General features: G+C 41.5%; 5 protein-coding genes and 8 pseudogenes. 3 read left to right on the top strand and 10 right to left on the bottom strand.

Annotated elements, in window-relative coordinates; translation table 11 throughout:
- Positions 1-82 precede the first annotated feature (82 nt).
- The 4 genes and pseudogenes from SLP02_RS25920 to SLP02_RS25910 form a co-directional block, all read right to left on the bottom strand.
- Positions 83-331, bottom strand: a pseudogene (locus SLP02_RS25920) (IS6 family transposase); the annotation flags it as partial.
- Between the two features lie 183 nt (positions 332-514).
- Positions 515-813, bottom strand: a pseudogene (locus SLP02_RS26950) (pyridoxal-phosphate dependent enzyme); the annotation flags it as partial.
- A 102-nt stretch (positions 814-915) separates the two neighbouring features.
- Positions 916-1,776: an alpha/beta fold hydrolase gene (locus SLP02_RS25915; RefSeq protein WP_319423572.1), complete on the bottom strand. Its 861-nt coding sequence runs from the start codon at positions 1,774-1,776 to the stop codon at positions 916-918.
- A 91-nt stretch (positions 1,777-1,867) separates the two neighbouring features.
- Positions 1,868-2,014 (bottom strand): annotated as a pseudogene (locus tag SLP02_RS25910) (IS1 family transposase); the annotation flags it as partial.
- A 136-nt stretch (positions 2,015-2,150) separates the two neighbouring features.
- Here SLP02_RS25910 and SLP02_RS25905 point away from each other — a divergent pair.
- Positions 2,151-3,104, top strand: a pseudogene (locus tag SLP02_RS25905) (IS630 family transposase).
- Between the two features lie 817 nt (positions 3,105-3,921).
- On the opposite strand, the pseudogene SLP02_RS25900 reads toward SLP02_RS25905, so the two are convergent.
- Positions 3,922-4,095: pseudogene (locus SLP02_RS25900) on the bottom strand (BMP family ABC transporter substrate-binding protein); the annotation flags it as partial.
- Between the two features lie 302 nt (positions 4,096-4,397).
- Positions 4,398-4,619 carry a Nif11-like leader peptide family natural product precursor gene (locus SLP02_RS25895; RefSeq protein WP_319423570.1) on the bottom strand — a complete coding sequence of 74 codons (222 nt, stop codon included), beginning with the start codon at positions 4,617-4,619 and terminating at the stop codon, positions 4,398-4,400.
- Positions 4,620-5,031: 412 nt separating this feature from the next.
- Between SLP02_RS25895 and SLP02_RS25890 the strand changes: the two genes are divergently transcribed.
- Both SLP02_RS25890 and SLP02_RS25885 read left to right on the top strand, forming a co-directional pair.
- A complete protein-coding gene (locus tag SLP02_RS25890) occupies positions 5,032-5,232 on the top strand; it encodes a hypothetical protein (protein WP_319423569.1) in 201 nt (66 codons plus the stop codon).
- 164 nt (positions 5,233-5,396) lie between these two features.
- Positions 5,397-5,822, top strand: a pseudogene (locus SLP02_RS25885) (transposase); the annotation flags it as partial.
- A 102-nt stretch (positions 5,823-5,924) separates the two neighbouring features.
- On the opposite strand, the pseudogene SLP02_RS25880 reads toward SLP02_RS25885, so the two are convergent.
- From SLP02_RS25880 to SLP02_RS25860, 4 genes and pseudogenes are all read right to left on the bottom strand, one after another.
- Positions 5,925-6,738: pseudogene (locus tag SLP02_RS25880) on the bottom strand (IS5 family transposase).
- A 238-nt stretch (positions 6,739-6,976) separates the two neighbouring features.
- Positions 6,977-13,096 (bottom strand): annotated as a pseudogene (locus tag SLP02_RS26945) (AAA family ATPase).
- A gap of 127 nt (positions 13,097-13,223) precedes the next feature.
- The gene (locus SLP02_RS25865; protein WP_319423566.1) at positions 13,224-14,984 is read right to left on the bottom strand and encodes a carotenoid oxygenase family protein; all 1,761 of its coding nucleotides are present in this window, start codon (positions 14,982-14,984) and stop codon (positions 13,224-13,226) included.
- A 353-nt stretch (positions 14,985-15,337) separates the two neighbouring features.
- Complete coding sequence (locus tag SLP02_RS25860; RefSeq protein WP_319423565.1) at positions 15,338-16,675, bottom strand: AAA-like domain-containing protein; 1,338 nt, start codon at positions 16,673-16,675, stop codon at positions 15,338-15,340.
- Positions 16,676-16,764: the final 89 nt, after the last annotated feature.

Here is a 16,764-nt window from a genome sequence, read left to right as displayed (position 1 = left end):
CAGTTTGCTTATGCCGGGAAACCCGTCCACCGCAACTGTCTCACCGCGTCGCCGCTACTGCGCAAGGGAACGCGCGAGTCGTAATATAAGTCTCATCGACACCCCAAGAGTCATTGGGGGGCTTGAGATGAGGACGACAACGCTGTTCCAATTCTAGAGCATAATCTAAAACCCAGCGATTGATAGTGCTATGGTCAATTTCGAGTCCTCGCTCTAGCATCATTTCCTCTAAGTTTCTGTAGCTGAGAGGATAGCGACAATACCAGCGCACGTTGACGAGTGACCCCCTTAAAGGGTTCGACAGTTCCTTCAAGTCGGGGAACCCGCCCAACGGACTGTCTCACCGCGTCGCCGCTACTGCGCAAGGGAATGCGCGAGAAGTAGGATAATTTCAGGTAGAAAGTGTCGCCATTTAAAGGGGTTAGATGAAGCCATAAATCAAAGTAAGTGAGAATTAGCAAGTTCTCAAATTAACACTTTCTAGTGCTATCTCTTCGTTTTTGCGACACAACCAAATGGTTAGCCTGTAACCTCGCGCAGCAGCTACGAAGGCGAGACCAATGCCAGTGTCTTTGGATGTCGCTTCGACAAGCCTAGTCTTACCCAGCTTGATACGACAAGCTTGCTCCAACGCATCGATCATGCTGACCCCGACCCTGTCCTTAACGCTGCTGAGTGGGTTAAAAACTCAAGCTTTGCCAGGATCTTAGCTCTGCAGTTCTGTTCAGCGGCTAAGTGCTTTAGTTGCACTAGCGGAATATTGCCAATGGTATCTGTGTTCGAATCGTAGATGCGACCTCGACCTACTGTCATAAGAGCGGTCTGCGGATCATCGATTGGTAAAGAGTCAGAGATTGTTATTAGTTTCCTTCGCTTTTCAGGAGATGTCGGAACAAGTAAAGTAGCAATTGATCGCTATTGTTTGTAGACCAAGAAACCTGCGATCGTATCTCTAAGCGCTTCTGGCTCATCAACCCGAATTAAATGACTGCTGTTATTAAAGATTCGCAGATCGGCATTGGGGATTTTACTGGCGATTTCTTCAGAGAATTCCGGTGGACAAATCCAGTCATGTCGCCCTCCAATCACTAAGGTGGGTGATGTAATTTTATGGAGCTGGTCTAGCAGGCTGTAACAGCGCAGAAACCCACCAAAGGCAACATTAGTGGCATCAGGAGAGAGCGTCATTGGGGGCGATGCTGGCTGAGGTGAGTTGGGATTATAGGTGAACGAGTACAGCGGCATCATCACCTGGAAGAACTCGCGTAGTTGTTCTTCATTCTCAAACGCGCCATCCCAGAGTCGTTGAGCGATCGCCTTTTGTTCCTCTGTTCCACGTTCTGCAAGAATCTCCTGTGCCCGAATTAGAAAGCGGGAATCTGCCACCGTGGAGACAACAATCAGATGAGAGACGTACTGGGGATAGCGAATCGCATAGGTCAGCGCCACCATGCCGCCATAGGAAGTCCCAAGGACTATAATTTTGTCTACACCCAGATATTGGCGTAGGGCCTCCATGTCTTCGACATTATTGTCTAAAGTGTAGGTTTCCTTGGCTCCCCGTGCTGACCGCCCTTGCCCGCGATGGTCGAAATAGACTAGTTGCAGCTTGTGGCTGAGCGGTGAGAAGGTCGGTTTATCCGGTGTATGGTCGCCACCAGGTCCACCGTGAATGATGAAAGCGACGGGCTGCGATTGCCATTGCGCTCCATCTGCCACTAATCCCGCGCCGACAATATCAAAGTAAATCTCTGTATCTCGGATCTTGGCTCGCATTAGATAATTCTCCTTTTTACAGCATATAAAGCCTATTTGACATCTTAGGTGTTGGCTGCAAGCCTTCTGAGCATTAGCCTGACGGGTAGTCCTAAATAAGTAAGGACTCATTGTAGTAGTGAATGAAGTACCAAATCGCGCCGATGTGATTCTCTAACTTTTTGGAAAACGAGAGTGTTTTACGCACTAACCTGAAGACGCGTTGACGCAGCGTACAGTTAAATCGTTCGATGCGATTGGGTTTGTCTCGTTTCTTTGCTGACTGTCCGGCGTTGCTAAATTATACCATTTACCAAAAGTAGCTGGAGACTTAATATAGCATTACGTATGAAAGTTAGGACATAATAGAAGAGAAACGAGCAACTGATAAATTAATGGCATCTCCCTACAGTTACGATTTACGCGCTAAGGCGATTAAAGCAGTAAAAAGCGGAGAAAAGAAAGTTGATGTCTGCCGAATGCTTGCTATTAGTCGTAATACATTAGATTTATGGCTTAAAAGAGAACAAGAAACAGGAGACTTTAAGGCGATTGCTAGTTATCAAAAAGGAAAAAAACCGAAAATTAAAAACCTTCAAAAATTCTGGGAATTTGTGCTGCAACATAACAATAAAACGCACTACTCGAATAGCTCAACTATGGGGCAATAATCTAACTCAGCAAAACGTGAGCGATGCTATGAAAAAGATAGGCATAACCAGAAAAAAAGCGGTCAGACCCCGCGTCGCCGACAGGCGCAAGACAAAGGGCTTGCCCGCATGTACGCTGACCAAGACAAACCTATGGGTATCAAGAGAGAGATGAAGAGAAAAGAAAACAATTTCTAGAACGTATCAATCAAATAGATAAGAGCAAAATAGTCTATGTGGATGAAGCAGGATTCGATAATCGTATCGGATTATCCATACGGTTACAGTCTGAAGGGGACAAGGTGTCATGCACTGAAATCGGGCAAGAGAGTAGCCAGGGTTAGTTGGATTGCTGCATTGAAATCTGGAAAAGTCTTTGCTCCACTAACGTATGAAGGATGTTGTAACCGTCATGTATTCGAGACTTGGTTAGAAAAAAGCTTGCTTCCTCAATTGAAGCCTGGTGACATCATAGTCATTGATAATGCGACTTTCCATAAAGGACAGAGTATCCAAGAAATCACCCAAGAGGCAGGATGCGAAATTTGTTATTTACCGCCATATTCTCCTGATTTAAATAAAATAGAGCGTTGGTGGTCTGTTCTAAAAACATGGATGAAGCAGAGAATTTACGACTTTGAGAATGTTAGAGAGTGTGTTGATTCTGCTTTTTCACAATGTCCTAACGTATTCGCGTAATGCTATATGAAGGCAAAATTATTATAAAAGCCAATGTCAGGAGTTTCTGTCGCCAAGCATTCGCCGTAGGCGCAGTAGCGGCGACGCGGTGAAACAGTTACGTTGCGGTGAAGCAGTTGCGGTGGACAGGTTCCCTGGCATAAGCAAAGGCACGAACCCGAAGGGAGGTTCCCTCCGTTGCGAGACACCCTCGACAGTACGTGCGTACAAGTCCTTCGTCTGCGGAGGGAAAGCCAAGGCGCGTTTTGAGTGGGAAGCTTCTCACTCAAAAGCCGCCGTTCCTGCAAGGCTGTCTCGCAAAACCGTTGCGGTGAGGCAGTTGCGTTGCGGAGGTTCCCTCCGTTGAGCAAAGGCACGAACCCCCCTTGGGGTTCCCCCCGTTGCGACCAAGGACGCTTCGTCCGCAGGTGAGTCCGTTGCGCGGGTTCCCCGCGTCTTCTGGAACTGTCGAGGGCGAGGTACCTGCGGGGGGTATCCCTTGGTTGTCGAGGGCGAGTAAACTGAGTCAAGACCCCGCGTCGCCGACAGGCGCAAGGGAATGCTAACGGGTGTTTCACCCTTTAGGGGGTCTTGACTCAACGGAGCGATCGCGCTATCAACTTTAATCTGCTTGAATATGCTCTCACTCTTTGTTCTAGTGTTTAATTAAATCAATACATTACAGCACTTTAATATTTTGATAGCCAGATTAATTTTAATAATTTACTCGCATTATGAAGATGTATAGTGGGCGAAGCTAAACGTCGTAAACAACTCGACCCTAACTAGGGAAAATCCGACATACTCAAGAACAAGCCAAGTGTTCTTGAGTGTGCTTGCCAACATATTGACCATTAATGTTGCGTAAGACCTGGGGAATTGGCTTGGCAGCGACAAAACCTAGTTTTCCAGTTTTTGTGTTGTTGGCGGCAACAACTCCAGCAATATATTGCGCCTCATCAATGTAACCAAAATAAGTACCGACATTTTCTGGCATTCCCTCTTTATAAAGGCGTATAGCCGACATACCTGCAATAATAAGACATGACGCAAAGTTTTGTAACTTTTCAAGTTAATTCAAGGTCAAAATATCAACATAAAGGGATGTTTCTGCGAGACTTGAGTAAGGGCAATACTTGCTAGTTGCCTTATTTTTCAGACTTTTTTTCTTTCATCCCGTCGTACTACAGTCTTTCTTTTTCGGGAATGTTTTTTGATGGTGCCTCCTAAAAAGCCAAGCCAGGTTTAACCCGACCGACTGGGAAAAGGCACTGATGATTTTGGACAAGTGCGAACAGGTGATCTGGCATCTGCTCAACTCCCCCAGTACTCTCCAGGAAGATCGTTTTTTTTAACAGTAATTCTGCCAACTTTCTTACCTGACATTCTCAATAATTCATCACCTGAAAATTCAAAACCAAGCTTTAGTGCTATTCGCGCAACATCATCTGCAGTTGATGTTGCGAGCACCTCATTTTTAAGTGCAGGTTCAAACTGCATTTTCTTTAAAAATGCCTCGAGTTGATCTAAAGCCATATTTGAAACTCCTATTCTCGCTGGTAGTGTTGCAAATTTGTTGATAAGAATTATAACAGACTATGAAGATGCATATTGTTTGGTTTTTCTTTTCTTGGCTATTAAATCGCAATCGCAGAAGAGATTGATTTTCCCCGAAGTAACTTTTTCAATCGTTATTAGTTCGTTTTGCAGGTTGGCTCCGTACGCAGCCTGCGTTAGCAGGCAAGTCGCGTCTAGCGACGCTTTGGCGCATTTGCGCCCGCGCTGCCACATTAATTAAGAACAAAAATACTTAATAATAAAGTATTATACAGCGGTTTGCATATCAATGTGAAACAATAACTCTAAAATATCAAAAGTGCGATCGCTAATATTTTAAAAAGCGTGAAACCTTACTCATCAGATCTAAGAAAAAAAATAATTGCTAGTCATGAACAAAGGCGCACTGCCGTATGTAGAAGTATCAATACGAAAATTAGCCAATCAGTTTAAAGTAAGCAAAGGAATGGTGTGGAATTTGGTAGAACTCAAACGAAAGACAAAAAATATTGAACCTAAAACAGCTTCAGGTGGAAAACCTAGCCAATTAAAAGCAGAGGAGCAAGAACTAGCCGCAATGGTAAGACAGTAGTCAAGCAGCAACAGACGAAAAACAACAGCAACAATTAGAATACTGGTCACAAATCAAAGGAGTAGAAACTAAAAACCTCATCTTCTTAGACGAGATGGGGGTGCTGCTGGGCTTAATGCGAACAAGAGCAAGAAGTTTTCAGGGACAAAGAAAGAGCATATGATTTTAAACCGTTTGATCGAGGCAAGAGAATCACTGTTATGGAGGCAATGACCCAAAATTCAGTCTTGGCAATTAAAATAATCGACAAGGGCACGAATGGACAGAATTTTCGACAATTCTTAATTGAAGAGTTGGCTCCTAATTTGTCGAAGGGTGCAGTGGTAGTAATGGATAATCTACCTGCGCATAAAGTAGATGGGGTGACTAAAATCATCGAAGATGCTGGTGCTAGGGTGGTTTATCTTTCTCCCTATTCACCTGAGTTCAATCCCATAAAACATCTCTGGTCACAGTTGAAGATATTTTTACGCAAATTTAAGCCGAAAACTCACAAAGCAGTCGCTCAATCGTTAAATATTGCTTTAATCCTATCTAATCCAGAGCATTTTCGTAACTGGTTTGCTCACTGTTGCTACTGTACCAATTAGTTATGCAAACCGCTGTAATTAAGGTGAGCTATGAATTGTTAATAGCTATACATATAAAATATTTGGTATAGCCATTTAAGAGGATGTCTGAAAAGTATTGAATTATGCCAGCCTTCTTAACATAAGGCGAATCATAGCGACTCGAATTATAGTTTCCCAAGTTGCAGGTAAGACTTCATAATCCTTGTTTAAACGACGACACCAATTGAACCATCCGAAAGTTCTTTCAACTACCCAACGCCGAGGTAAGATTTTAAATCCCTTTTGTTGGTCTCGAGGTAGGATGGTTTCTAAAATCCATCGAGAAAGGGGTACTCCCCGCATCTGTTATCCATAACCCACTTCATGAATTCTTCTCCTCTATAATCCTCCATCAACCCAAATTTTTATTAACCGCCAAAATTGAAGATGCTCTTTTTTAACTTGAGCAAAGACTAGCTTTGCTCAAGCTCGTTCGGGTAGATTAGCAGCAGTAACTACTACTACAATTAAAAGCCCTAAAGTATCTACTAAAACATGACGTTTGCGCCCTTTAATTTGCTTAGCACAATCAGATCCAACTTCAGTATGAATCATAGTTGCGGTCTTGACAGATTGACTATCTAAAACTGCTGCGCTAGGACTTGGATGACGATCTTCAATGGCTCTAACCCATTTTCTTAATTGCTCATGAATGCGTTTCCAGTCACCACTTATACGCCATTGTCGAAAATAATGGTACACCGTTTTCCCTGAGCGGAAAATCATGTGGTAGTAAGCACCACGCACATCCCGCTACTAAGATGTAAAAAATTCCATTGATTACCCCTCTCATATTTACAGTTCGAGGACGACCACCAGTTTTAGGTTGTGGGATTAAAGTTTTAATCAATTCCCATTGTTCGTCAGTTAGATCGCTACGATATGATTGATTCATGACTCTCGTTTCCTATCTTTTTAAGCTATTGACAGATTAAATGTAGCGAGAGTTTTTTCTTTTTCTCTTAGCGATCGCATAATCTTAGCTTGGGGCAATCATGGTGCATGGTGACAACAGGATTTGGGCGTTGCACAGTTAAAATATGTTAAAAAACTGTTATGCAATGTCCCAGATGTAAATCAAGCAAGATAGTCAAGAATGGTCGCCGAAAAACATTCTGTTATTCTAAAAGGTTTTAAACAAAGATCGATTTATAAATACGATTTTGAACTTTTAAAGTACCTTGATGCTTGACGGCTAATCCCGATAACAGCAATTCTCTTTCCTCTGAACTATTAACTGCAACTATCTCTCCTTGCTGCAAAATTTGGCGATATAGTTCTAGTAGCCGAACAGACTGTTTGCTTTTGAGAAGGCGATCGCGGATAGTTCTTAAATGCTCGGGTTCATCTTGAGATTCCCAATTGGTAATGATCTTGGTTCGCACTAAGTTCTCAATCCACTGGGCTTCTGCGTTAGTAGGAATCGAAGATGAGTCAGTGCGGATCGCTTTACACAGCTTTTGGGTGAGAAAAGGCTGACCGTTTGTCCAGGCTAATACTTCTTTTAGCATCGTTTGCGGATTGCTTATCTCGCTCAATCCTTGCAGTAAAGGTTGAGCTTCATGCTCTTTAAAGCCCTCTAGTTGGATTGCTTGACCGATATTAAAGGGAGTTGTCTGAATGTCGTTCATCAAATCTGAGGGGGTAGCAACACCAAAAAAAGCAAAGGTTAAACGTCGATACTTCAGGTTGATACTGCGCTGATTGTAGCAGGAGCGAATCAAGGCGAAAAAGTCATTGACTGGGAAATTTAAGCCCAAGACGCTATCAATTTCATCAATAAAAATAATGATGTTTTTAGGAGAATCGTCGTCTTGTTGAAGCAAAACTTCTTCGATAAATTGACTCAAACGCTGTACGGGAGAAATATCTTCTCGCTCTTTCCACCAAGTTTTAAGATTAACTTTTCTCAGTAAGCCAAAGCTGCGCCATAGCTCTACTGTAAAGCCTTTGTACCATTGCTCAGGGGTAATATTTTCGCTGCCAATGCGAGTAAGATCGATCGCCCCGCAGCTATAGCCCTCGTGCTGAAAATGGTGGATCATGCGTACCATCAGGCTAGACTTGCCCATCTGCCGAGGATTGAGGACGTAACAAAACTCGCCCCGCTTCAATGCTTTATATAGATGGCGATCGGCCGATCGCACTACATAAGTAGGGGCATCCATCGGTAAACTTCCTCCTACCTGATAGTCAAAGTTAGCGTCGGGTTCGGCACTTTTGAGTAGCTCGTTTTCAAACAGCAGTTGGGCTTGGGTGGCTTTGAGTATTTCTAGGGTTTGTGAAAGTTCTTGAGTACGCTCGACAACTTTTTGCTCGAGAGTGCGGTTGGACTCGGCTAATTTATCTTTAGCTTGTTGCAGAGCCAAATTTTTGAGTTCAAGCTGTTGAGTAAACTGAATGTGCTGTGTTTCTAAGTTTTTACGTTCGGTGATATCGGCAAAAGCAGCGATCGCATATTTAATTTTGCCCTTTTCATCAAAAATTGGTGTAGCAGAAACTTCCAAGGGCATAATTCTATTGGATAGATGAAGTTCAAGATCGTCTTTTTTGACTGTTTCACCAGAGATAGCGCGGGCAACAGGTAATTCTGTTACTGGGTATAATTGTTCTGTGCCAGCTTGATAGACTCGGTAAACTTCTGGCAATTGCTCGGTTTTCACGTCAGAAGAGGCATTGCTTTCTTGTGCCAATTTTTTGGCTATTTGGTTTGCGTAGTAGGTTTGCCCAGTAAGATCGTGAACAGATACACCGACAGGCATTGCTTCTAAAAATTGAGCAAGTTGACTTTGATTTTCCTGTAGCTCGGTGTAGAGTTGGGCATTGGTAATGGCGATCGCTGCTTGGCTAGATAAAACTTGGAGAATTTCCAGCCTTTGTTGGGTAAAAGCTCCTGTGGTTAGATTATTTTCTAAATAGACAATGCCTCGAAGTTGTCCGCGATCGAGTAATGGCGTACACAAAAGGGATTTGGTCTGACGAGATTTAATATAGGGATCTTGAGTAAAATTGCCCTGATAAACAGCATTATTTTTCAGCACCGTTTCTTGGGTACGGGCAACATAGTTAACAATTGAGGTGGGGAGATAGCCCTTAATAGGGAGCGATTTTAAAACACTAACGTTTTCTTCATTTACCGAACCAGAAGCTTCAATTAGAAGTTGCCCTTGTTTTTCTAAAATTAGGTAGCCAACCTGCGCCCCCGCATTCTCAATCAAAATTTTCATTAGAGCAGCTAGAAGTTTATCTAAAACTATCTCACTCGAAATGGTTTGAGATGCTTTAATAATGGTGGCTAAATCTAAAATTTCTCCCGAACGAGTATTAGTATTGCTGATTATTCTTAGCTTATCTGTAATCGAAGCGATCGCCGAAGATTTGATTAATAACTGTGGGTATTTGGCTTGCAAATCCTCAACCTTTGCCGTCGCCCCCCAAAGAGAATAAAGATAGTGTGCTTCATTCATATAGACTTGGGCGATTCTAACTTTATCCCAATCTAAATAGAATCTTGCTGCCAGTTCGTTAGCAAGGGCTTCTTCATTGATATATTTATTTTCCCTAGCCTCGGCGATCGCGCGATCGTAAAATTCCATTGCTTCTAGAAAAGAACCTTGAATTCGATGTTGTTCTGCTTCTATTAAGTAAAACTTGTGTAAGTAATTCATCGGCGCACGATCTGCCCATTGCTGCATCTTAGTTTTACGGGCAGTAAGTCTAGCTAAGATTTGTTGTTGTTTGGCAATAGCAACAGAGTGGTAAACAGCAAGGTGTGCCAAAGAATCATAAAAATGAAATAAAGGAATCAGTAAGGTTGCGGTTGCTCCATCTAAATACTGTTGGGCTTTATTTGCGTTGGCTACCGCCCGCTCGTATTCTCCAAATAGATAGCAAAGGTGTAGTTTATTGACGTATAAAGCGCAAAGTCCATAACGATCATTTGCCGACTGGTGAAGAGGTAGCATGATTGATTCATCATAAAGTTCTCCAATCAAACGCTAGGAGCTTTGAGAACAACCCATCAAGTTTAAGACAGCCTGACCGTAAATTTTTAGATAATTAAGGGTATTTTGTTGCTGGAGTTTATTAAAAGCGCGATCGTAGACTGCTATTTCTGATGCTATTTGAGTAAGTTCTTTGCCGGCAAAGGCTGAATGGAATGAGTAGATATAGGCGCAGGTAGTTCCATAGTACAAATCTCCCATTTCTAAGCCAATTTGATAGGCAGATTGCAGAGATGCTAATGAGTTGGTGACTGCTTCTTTCGAGATACTAATTGTTGTGGAAAATACGGCTGTTATTCTCGGTAGAAGTTCTGGTGTTTGTAATTTATCGACAATGTCTAAAGCCAATCGTCCAAATCTATAGCCCTGGTCTATTTCATTAGCTACACCACAGAGGATTAACCCGTAGTTTACATAGGCAAAAGCAGATAAAGAAGTATTTCCATATTGAATAGACAAGTTAACCTGTTTGGCTACCAGTATTGGTAATAGTTGAGGGGCAGCAATATAGACAGAAGAAAAGATAGAACTTGCTATCTTCATCACAGCTAATTTTTCTAAATCCCTCATTGGCGGTAGATTAACTAGATCCTCAATTTGTTTACCAGCTAAATTTGTTTGCGTGGTTGCTAATTCCAGTTGAATATCTAATAATTGGGGGAATTCTGGGAGAGTAAAGTCTAAGCTTTGTAGCAGAGGCAAAGCCATTTGAATTGCTGCTAAATTTTTGTTTTGTGCCTGACATACTTCTATTTTGACCTGATAAACCTTTACTTTATCCAGCAAAGTCTGTGCCTGTTGCAGTACTACTGAGGCGAAATACTCAACTTGTTCAAAATCGCCGTTTAAATAGGCTACTTCCGTTGCTTCTGAATAAAGAGTCAAGGTTAGATCGTAGTTAGTTGTCCAATCATCTGTCAAGAATTCTCGACCTATATTTAGATACTCAAGTGCTGCACTATAAGCATTGGCTGCCTTGGCTTTTTGTCCTGCTAATAAGTTCAGTCGAGCAATTTCAGTTCGCTCAGCGCGATCGCTAATTAGCTGCTGTCCTATGTTGAGATGATCGACAGTTTTAAAGATCTTATCGGACAACTGCTGAGTATTTTGCCAGAGTAAGCGACCAATTTTTAAGTGAGTCCATAACCTTTGCTGTTCGTCGCCCAAAGCATAAGCTCCCTGTTGAATGCGATCGTGTCCGAATTTATAATCTTCAATTAATAGTTGTTCGTTTAATTCTGATACGGGAATAATTAAACCTATATCAATTGCTGGAGTTAAACTTGCCCAAAGCTCTTCCGCCGATTTTTTACCGATAATTGAAATGGTACTGAGGTCAAATTCTGCTCCAATACAGGCTGCCAAACGCAACACTTTTTGGGTAAGCTGGGGCAATTTCTGCATTTTGCCGATCATGAACTCGACCAGATTATCGGTACTACCAATTCTGTCAATCTGCTTAAGATCCCACTGCCAAGATCCTCGATGTTTAGCTTCGGTCACAGAATTAGCATCAAATACTAATAAATTATCTACATAAATACTTTTAAGAAATTCATTAACAAAAAAAGGATTACCCTGAGTTTTTCGCCAGACTAACTCACAGAGCGATCGCACATATTCTCTCTCACTATTTAACGTATCTGCAATTAACTGATTAATCTGATTGAGAGCCAAAGGCTTTAAAATAATTTGATTGACTATTGCCCCTTCTCGACGCAGTTTGTTTAGGGTAATTGTTAATAAATGGGCTAGATTAATCTCGTTATCTCGATAAGAGCCGATTAAGAACAAATATTTAATATCTGCATCCATCATCATTAGTTCGATTAACTTGAGACTAGCAGAGTCCGCCCACTGTAAATCATCTAGAAAGATAACTAGGGGGTGCTTAGAGTCACAAAAGACGCGAATAAAGTTTTTGAAAACCAGATTGAAGCGATTTTGGGCTGCGGTGGCTGCCAATTCTGGCAAGCTTGGCTGTTTGCCAATAATTAATTCTACTTCAGGAATAACATTAATAATTACCCGACCATTTACCCCCAAGGCAGTTAAAAGCTTTTTACGCCAGCGATTGAGTCTGGTCTTATTTTCCCCTAGAAGTTGTTTAACTAAATCTGTTAGGGCATCGACAATGGCAGAATAGGGAATGTTGCGCTGAAACTGGTCAAACTTACCAGAGATAAAATAGCCCCGTTTTTCAGTAAGCGGTTTATAAATTTCTTGTACTAGGGTTGTTTTACCCAGACCAGAATATCCAGTAACTAACATTAGTTCGCTTGAGGCTGAATTTAAGGCTGCTACCCTCTTAAATGCTGCTATTAAGGTAGCAATTTCTGCTTCTCTGCCATAGATTTTTTGGGAAATTTGAAACCGATTAGCCAAATCTTGAGTGGCGATCGCAAAATTGCTTATTTTCCCTGTAGTTTCTAACTGTCTGAGGCATTCTGCTAAATCCGCTTTAATGCCATCAGCACTCTGATATCCATCCTCGGCTGCTTTTGCCATTAGCTTCATCACCATATTGGAGACGACTAAGGGAATCTGGGGATTGATTTGCTGGAGAGGCAACGGTTGCTTGGCTAGATGACAGTGGACTAACTCCAGCGGATCGTTTGTCTCAAAAGGCAATTGTTTGCTAAGTAGCTCGTAAAAGGTGACTCCTAAAGAATAAAGATCGCTGCGGTAATCTAGACTACGATTCATTCGTCCCGTTTGTTCGGGAGAGATATAGGCTAACGTGCCTTCGAGAACGTTAGGGCTTTTTAGACTGGGATTTTCCTGCTGAAGTATGCTGGCAATGCCAAAATCAATGATTTTGAGTTGTCCTGTTGTCCGATTAAAAACTATATTGGCTGGGTTTATATCTTTGTGAATAACTTTGGCTGCATGAATTTTACCCAAATTCTCAACTAATTGAATTGCTATGGGCAAGAATTCCTCTAGCGTCAAAGGTTGTTCCTCGATCCATTTTTTTAAAGATACAGCCCCAAAATCTTCTAGAATAATAATTAAGGTTCTGCCATAGGGTTCTAAACCATAAGCGGAGATCGCCCCATCAAAGTTAAGACTGCGGATAATTTTGTATTCTTGCCTGTAGCGCTTGAGTTCTTGCGCCGTAGGGTAATCCTGTTTCAGTACCTTAAAAATAACGGGCTGATTGTCCGCGGAGCGAATGCCTTGATAGATTTCTGAGTTAAAGCTTTCGTAGATTTTGCTAAGAATTTGATAGCCAGTCAAAGTTATCATGACAAGTTGCTTAAAAAACTAATTTAGATCGCGATTAAGTAGCAAGTAGAGGAGAATGACAGTTTGCCCTTAAAGCAATTCTCTTCTGCTCCGCATTCTTGCACCTCTATATATCTTCACCAATGAATCAATTTACTTTTCGGTTAAGAATGTCACCGCGTCGATGGACAAAAAATTCGTAAGGAACTTTGAACATACTTCGCATAGCACACAAATATCTATTCACATTGTAATGAGATTCTCTGGGGATAATTTGCTTAAAATACTCTGAATGCAAGGTAAAGCCAAAATTGACCATTTTCCCTAGATGAAGTTTGGCAATAGGTCCTTGGTTGAGACAATCTGCATCAAATAGCCAGACTTGGGAATTTTGGGGAGTAAAAACAGTAGCAAAAATATATCCTTTTTGGTCTTGAGGAATAAATTGAACACTGTCCAAAATATATCCTTCAGGACAAACGTAAAAATCTAATAGTTCTTTGCCTAAATCGGACAGAGGGGTATGAGGGTTTTGTTCTTGTTCTGTTTTGATTTGCTGGGTAAGTTCTTGCCAATTTTTGGCTAATGGGACTTTAGCTAAAACTGAAGGAAGATCGTGTTTGGGAAGTTGCTCGTCGGTAAGAATTCTATTTTGATGATCGCGGAAACTAAGGTATTGACGGCGACAGATAAAATCTTGATAATACCCTGCATAAACTTGATAGATAGCAGAGTAACCTCTAGAATCAAAAAGCTCTCGCGGATCGGCAGTGTGCAGCATGGTTGCAAACCAACCAGGATGGATAAAGACTTCTTGGGCGATTAATTGAGCGTCTTGAATTATTACTTTACGCAGTACTCCAGGGTCAAAAGCAAACATCCAAGGTATGCCATAATATTCAGACGTATAGCGATCGCCACTAAAGTGTTTGACATCACTGGGTTTTATCGCTTCAGTTAAACTAATAGTGGCTTGCTGTACGGCAACACAATAAATTTTCTGCTCAATCTGATGATAGTTGCATAAAAAGTGGTAGCTGTCCCCAGCAAAAGTTATGAGACGTGATGGCACAGAATCTGCCTTTTCGGTCAAATCTCGGCGGTTGACTAGATAAATTTGCGTTTTTGGATAAGCCTGTTGAGGCGCAACTTTTACTCCCAATAACGTTGCTACCCCCATCTGAAATGGCATATCGGGAATCATGATCAATTCTTCCGTTACTATTGCCGTATGGGTGCTACCGTCGAGAACTGTGCCTTCTATTTCCCAGTGTTTTAAAGTGCCTTCGCCATCCCAAAGGGTAACATAGACTTCACTCAGCATATCTGTAAACAAATTCCCTGGACGAAGTTCTGACTTCAATTCACAGGTAATAAGTTTTTTAGTATGAGGATCGTAAAAAGGGTGTGCCGTATTTGCCACCAAAGGAAAAAATGAGAGAGGAATAGAAACAATGTGTTCGTCAAAGTAGCCAACAGGCGTAATAGTTTCCAACGTAACTGGATCTACTTCCCAATAACGTCCTGCATCTGCGGTGAGAATCAGCCTTCCACCCATGTTGACTATAGCGGTGTTTGCTATTTCCGCAATTCCGATCAGACCAAGCCTAGCGGGAAAAAATGCTTCTGGCAGTATTTCTGTGAGTGGAGATTGTATTGAATGCCAAAAACTATCCCAAGTGTTCAATTTTTTATGGTGGACTTTAACTCTTCCCTGTTGAGACTCAAGATCCCATCTAATAATTAAACCTTCGCCAGCAAATAAATGGCGATCGTGCTGTCGATGAAAAGGAGCAACAATAAAAACATGACCTGATAAATTCTCTGGCCAAACTCCCTCAATCTCAACATCTTCATACAGATTAGTTGAATTAACAAAATTGCGGAATTTACTAACGTCAACTGACATAACAGATACTTTTAAAGTCTATGAGATTTAAGCCGTGAAAAACTTCAACGATCTTCATTGAATACGCCTACAAAGCTTCATTTATGCCTCTTTATCAATGTATGATTCAATTGATACTTTTATTTGAGGTCTGAATCTTATCTTAGTTTTACTTTTAGTATTTCAATCTCATAAAGCTCATAAAAAAACTCATACATCTTGCGACTTGGCAAAATTTTGGTAGTGTTGTAAAAAGTTTTAGTGGACAGAAAAAATCTGTAGACAACTAATTTTAAAGAGCTGCAATTCTAAAGTGTTCTGGGCGATCGCTATCTCTTCAATAGTGTTCAGATTTTCAACAGCCAAACCCATCTTTAAAAATATCGCCGATATAATTCACAACCAGCGATCGCTTTATCTCCTAATTGCCTAATAACCCCCATACTACTTAGTTTGTAAGCCAGAATATGATCTAAGGTAACAGGCTCACTAGCATTAAAAACCACATCGAGAGCTTGTTCTAATTCAGGCTGTTTTTTCAATGTTGCCCAGTGACGCTGTAGGTGATGAGCATAAATTCCCATAGCAGTAGGAGCAGTTTCTAATAGTTGCCTCAGAGTAATCTCCTGACGACTAAGATGGTAAAGAGCTAAACTAACCAGTGCAGGATGTCCTCCTACCATAGACATTAGCTGTCTAACCTGAACGCCATCTTGCCAGTTAAGTCCGTAGCGTTGAGCTAACTGCTCTACCTCTGCTAAATTAAAATCTTCTAAATGAATTGGTAATCCTACATTAAACGGGGACTGATTTAGCTGAAGAGGAACGTAAATTTCTGTTGAGTGAATTACAATTAAACGCAGCTTTTGCCAGACGGGTAGTCTTTTTGCCTCTTCGTACCACGAGCGCAATAAAGGTAGAAAATCTTTGGCTACTTGAGGATGCTCAAAAACTTGATTCACTTCATCTAAAGCTAAGACCAAGGGAGCGTCAATCGAGTCTAGTATGTAGTCTTGTAAGTAGAGGGTGGAGCTAATTTTACTGCCCATGTCTTCATCCCAATACTCATCTAACATCGGTTTACGCTGAATTTGACGACTAATATTGGCACACAACCAGCGTAAAAACTGATTCAAATCGCTGAGTATTGCTTGGTCAGCTTGCTCGAAGTTTAAACTAACTGTACGGTATCCCTGCTGATTGGCATAATCTAGAATTCTTAATAGCAGCGAAGTTTTTCCCATTTCTTTGGGAGCTTTAATCCTGATTAATGCGCCTGGCTTCGTAATTTCTCGATTAACCTGCTCCTCGATAGAAAGGCGTTTGAGATAAAAAGGAGAGTCTAAAGGTACTGAGCCACTAGGATAAGAAGGTGATCTGTCCTGGTTAATGTTAGGCAAAGATTTTGCCAGATCTTGGTCTGAAAGTTTTGTCTTTGGGTTTGCTGGGTTTGCTGCATAGGACTCTAGTAATAGCCGACAGTTTTTCTTGGTCACGCGTTGACCAATGAGCTGGGAAAGTCGCTGATATAATTCTGGTGCAACAACGGTAGTAAAATAACCAGGGCTATAGTCTGCCTCAATCGCCATTTGATTGTAAGTTTTGTACTGCCAAATGCCCCGCAAAATCATAACCTGTGTGGGATTAAGAGGGCGGTCTTGATTGTCAATAAGCTGACGGTCAATAATCTCAAGGAGGCGATCGAGGTTCATAGCGATTAAAGACTGGTGTTCACACTTTGATATTCTGTTTTAAAAAATAGTTAAATTAGGAGGTTAATAATATCTTACACAGTTTGCCA

It is taken from the genome of Pleurocapsa sp. FMAR1 (assembly GCF_963665995.1).
Classification (GTDB): Bacteria; Cyanobacteriota; Cyanobacteriia; order Cyanobacteriales; family Xenococcaceae; genus Waterburya.
This window is presented reverse-complemented; position numbering and strand designations above follow the sequence as displayed.

Excerpts from the sequence above, each read along its gene's own strand:
- SLP02_RS25890 (WP_319423569.1), top strand. The coding sequence starts at position 5,032 with ATGAACAAAGGCGCACTGCCGTATGTAGAAGTATCAATACGAAAATTA.
- SLP02_RS25865 (WP_319423566.1), bottom strand. The coding sequence starts at position 14,984 with ATGTCAGTTGACGTTAGTAAATTCCGCAATTTTGTTAATTCAACTAAT.
- SLP02_RS25915 (WP_319423572.1), bottom strand. The coding sequence starts at position 1,776 with ATGCGAGCCAAGATCCGAGATACAGAGATTTACTTTGATATTGTCGGC.
- SLP02_RS25895 (WP_319423570.1), bottom strand. The coding sequence starts at position 4,619 with ATGGCTTTAGATCAACTCGAGGCATTTTTAAAGAAAATGCAGTTTGAA.
- SLP02_RS25860 (WP_319423565.1), bottom strand. The coding sequence starts at position 16,675 with ATGAACCTCGATCGCCTCCTTGAGATTATTGACCGTCAGCTTATTGAC.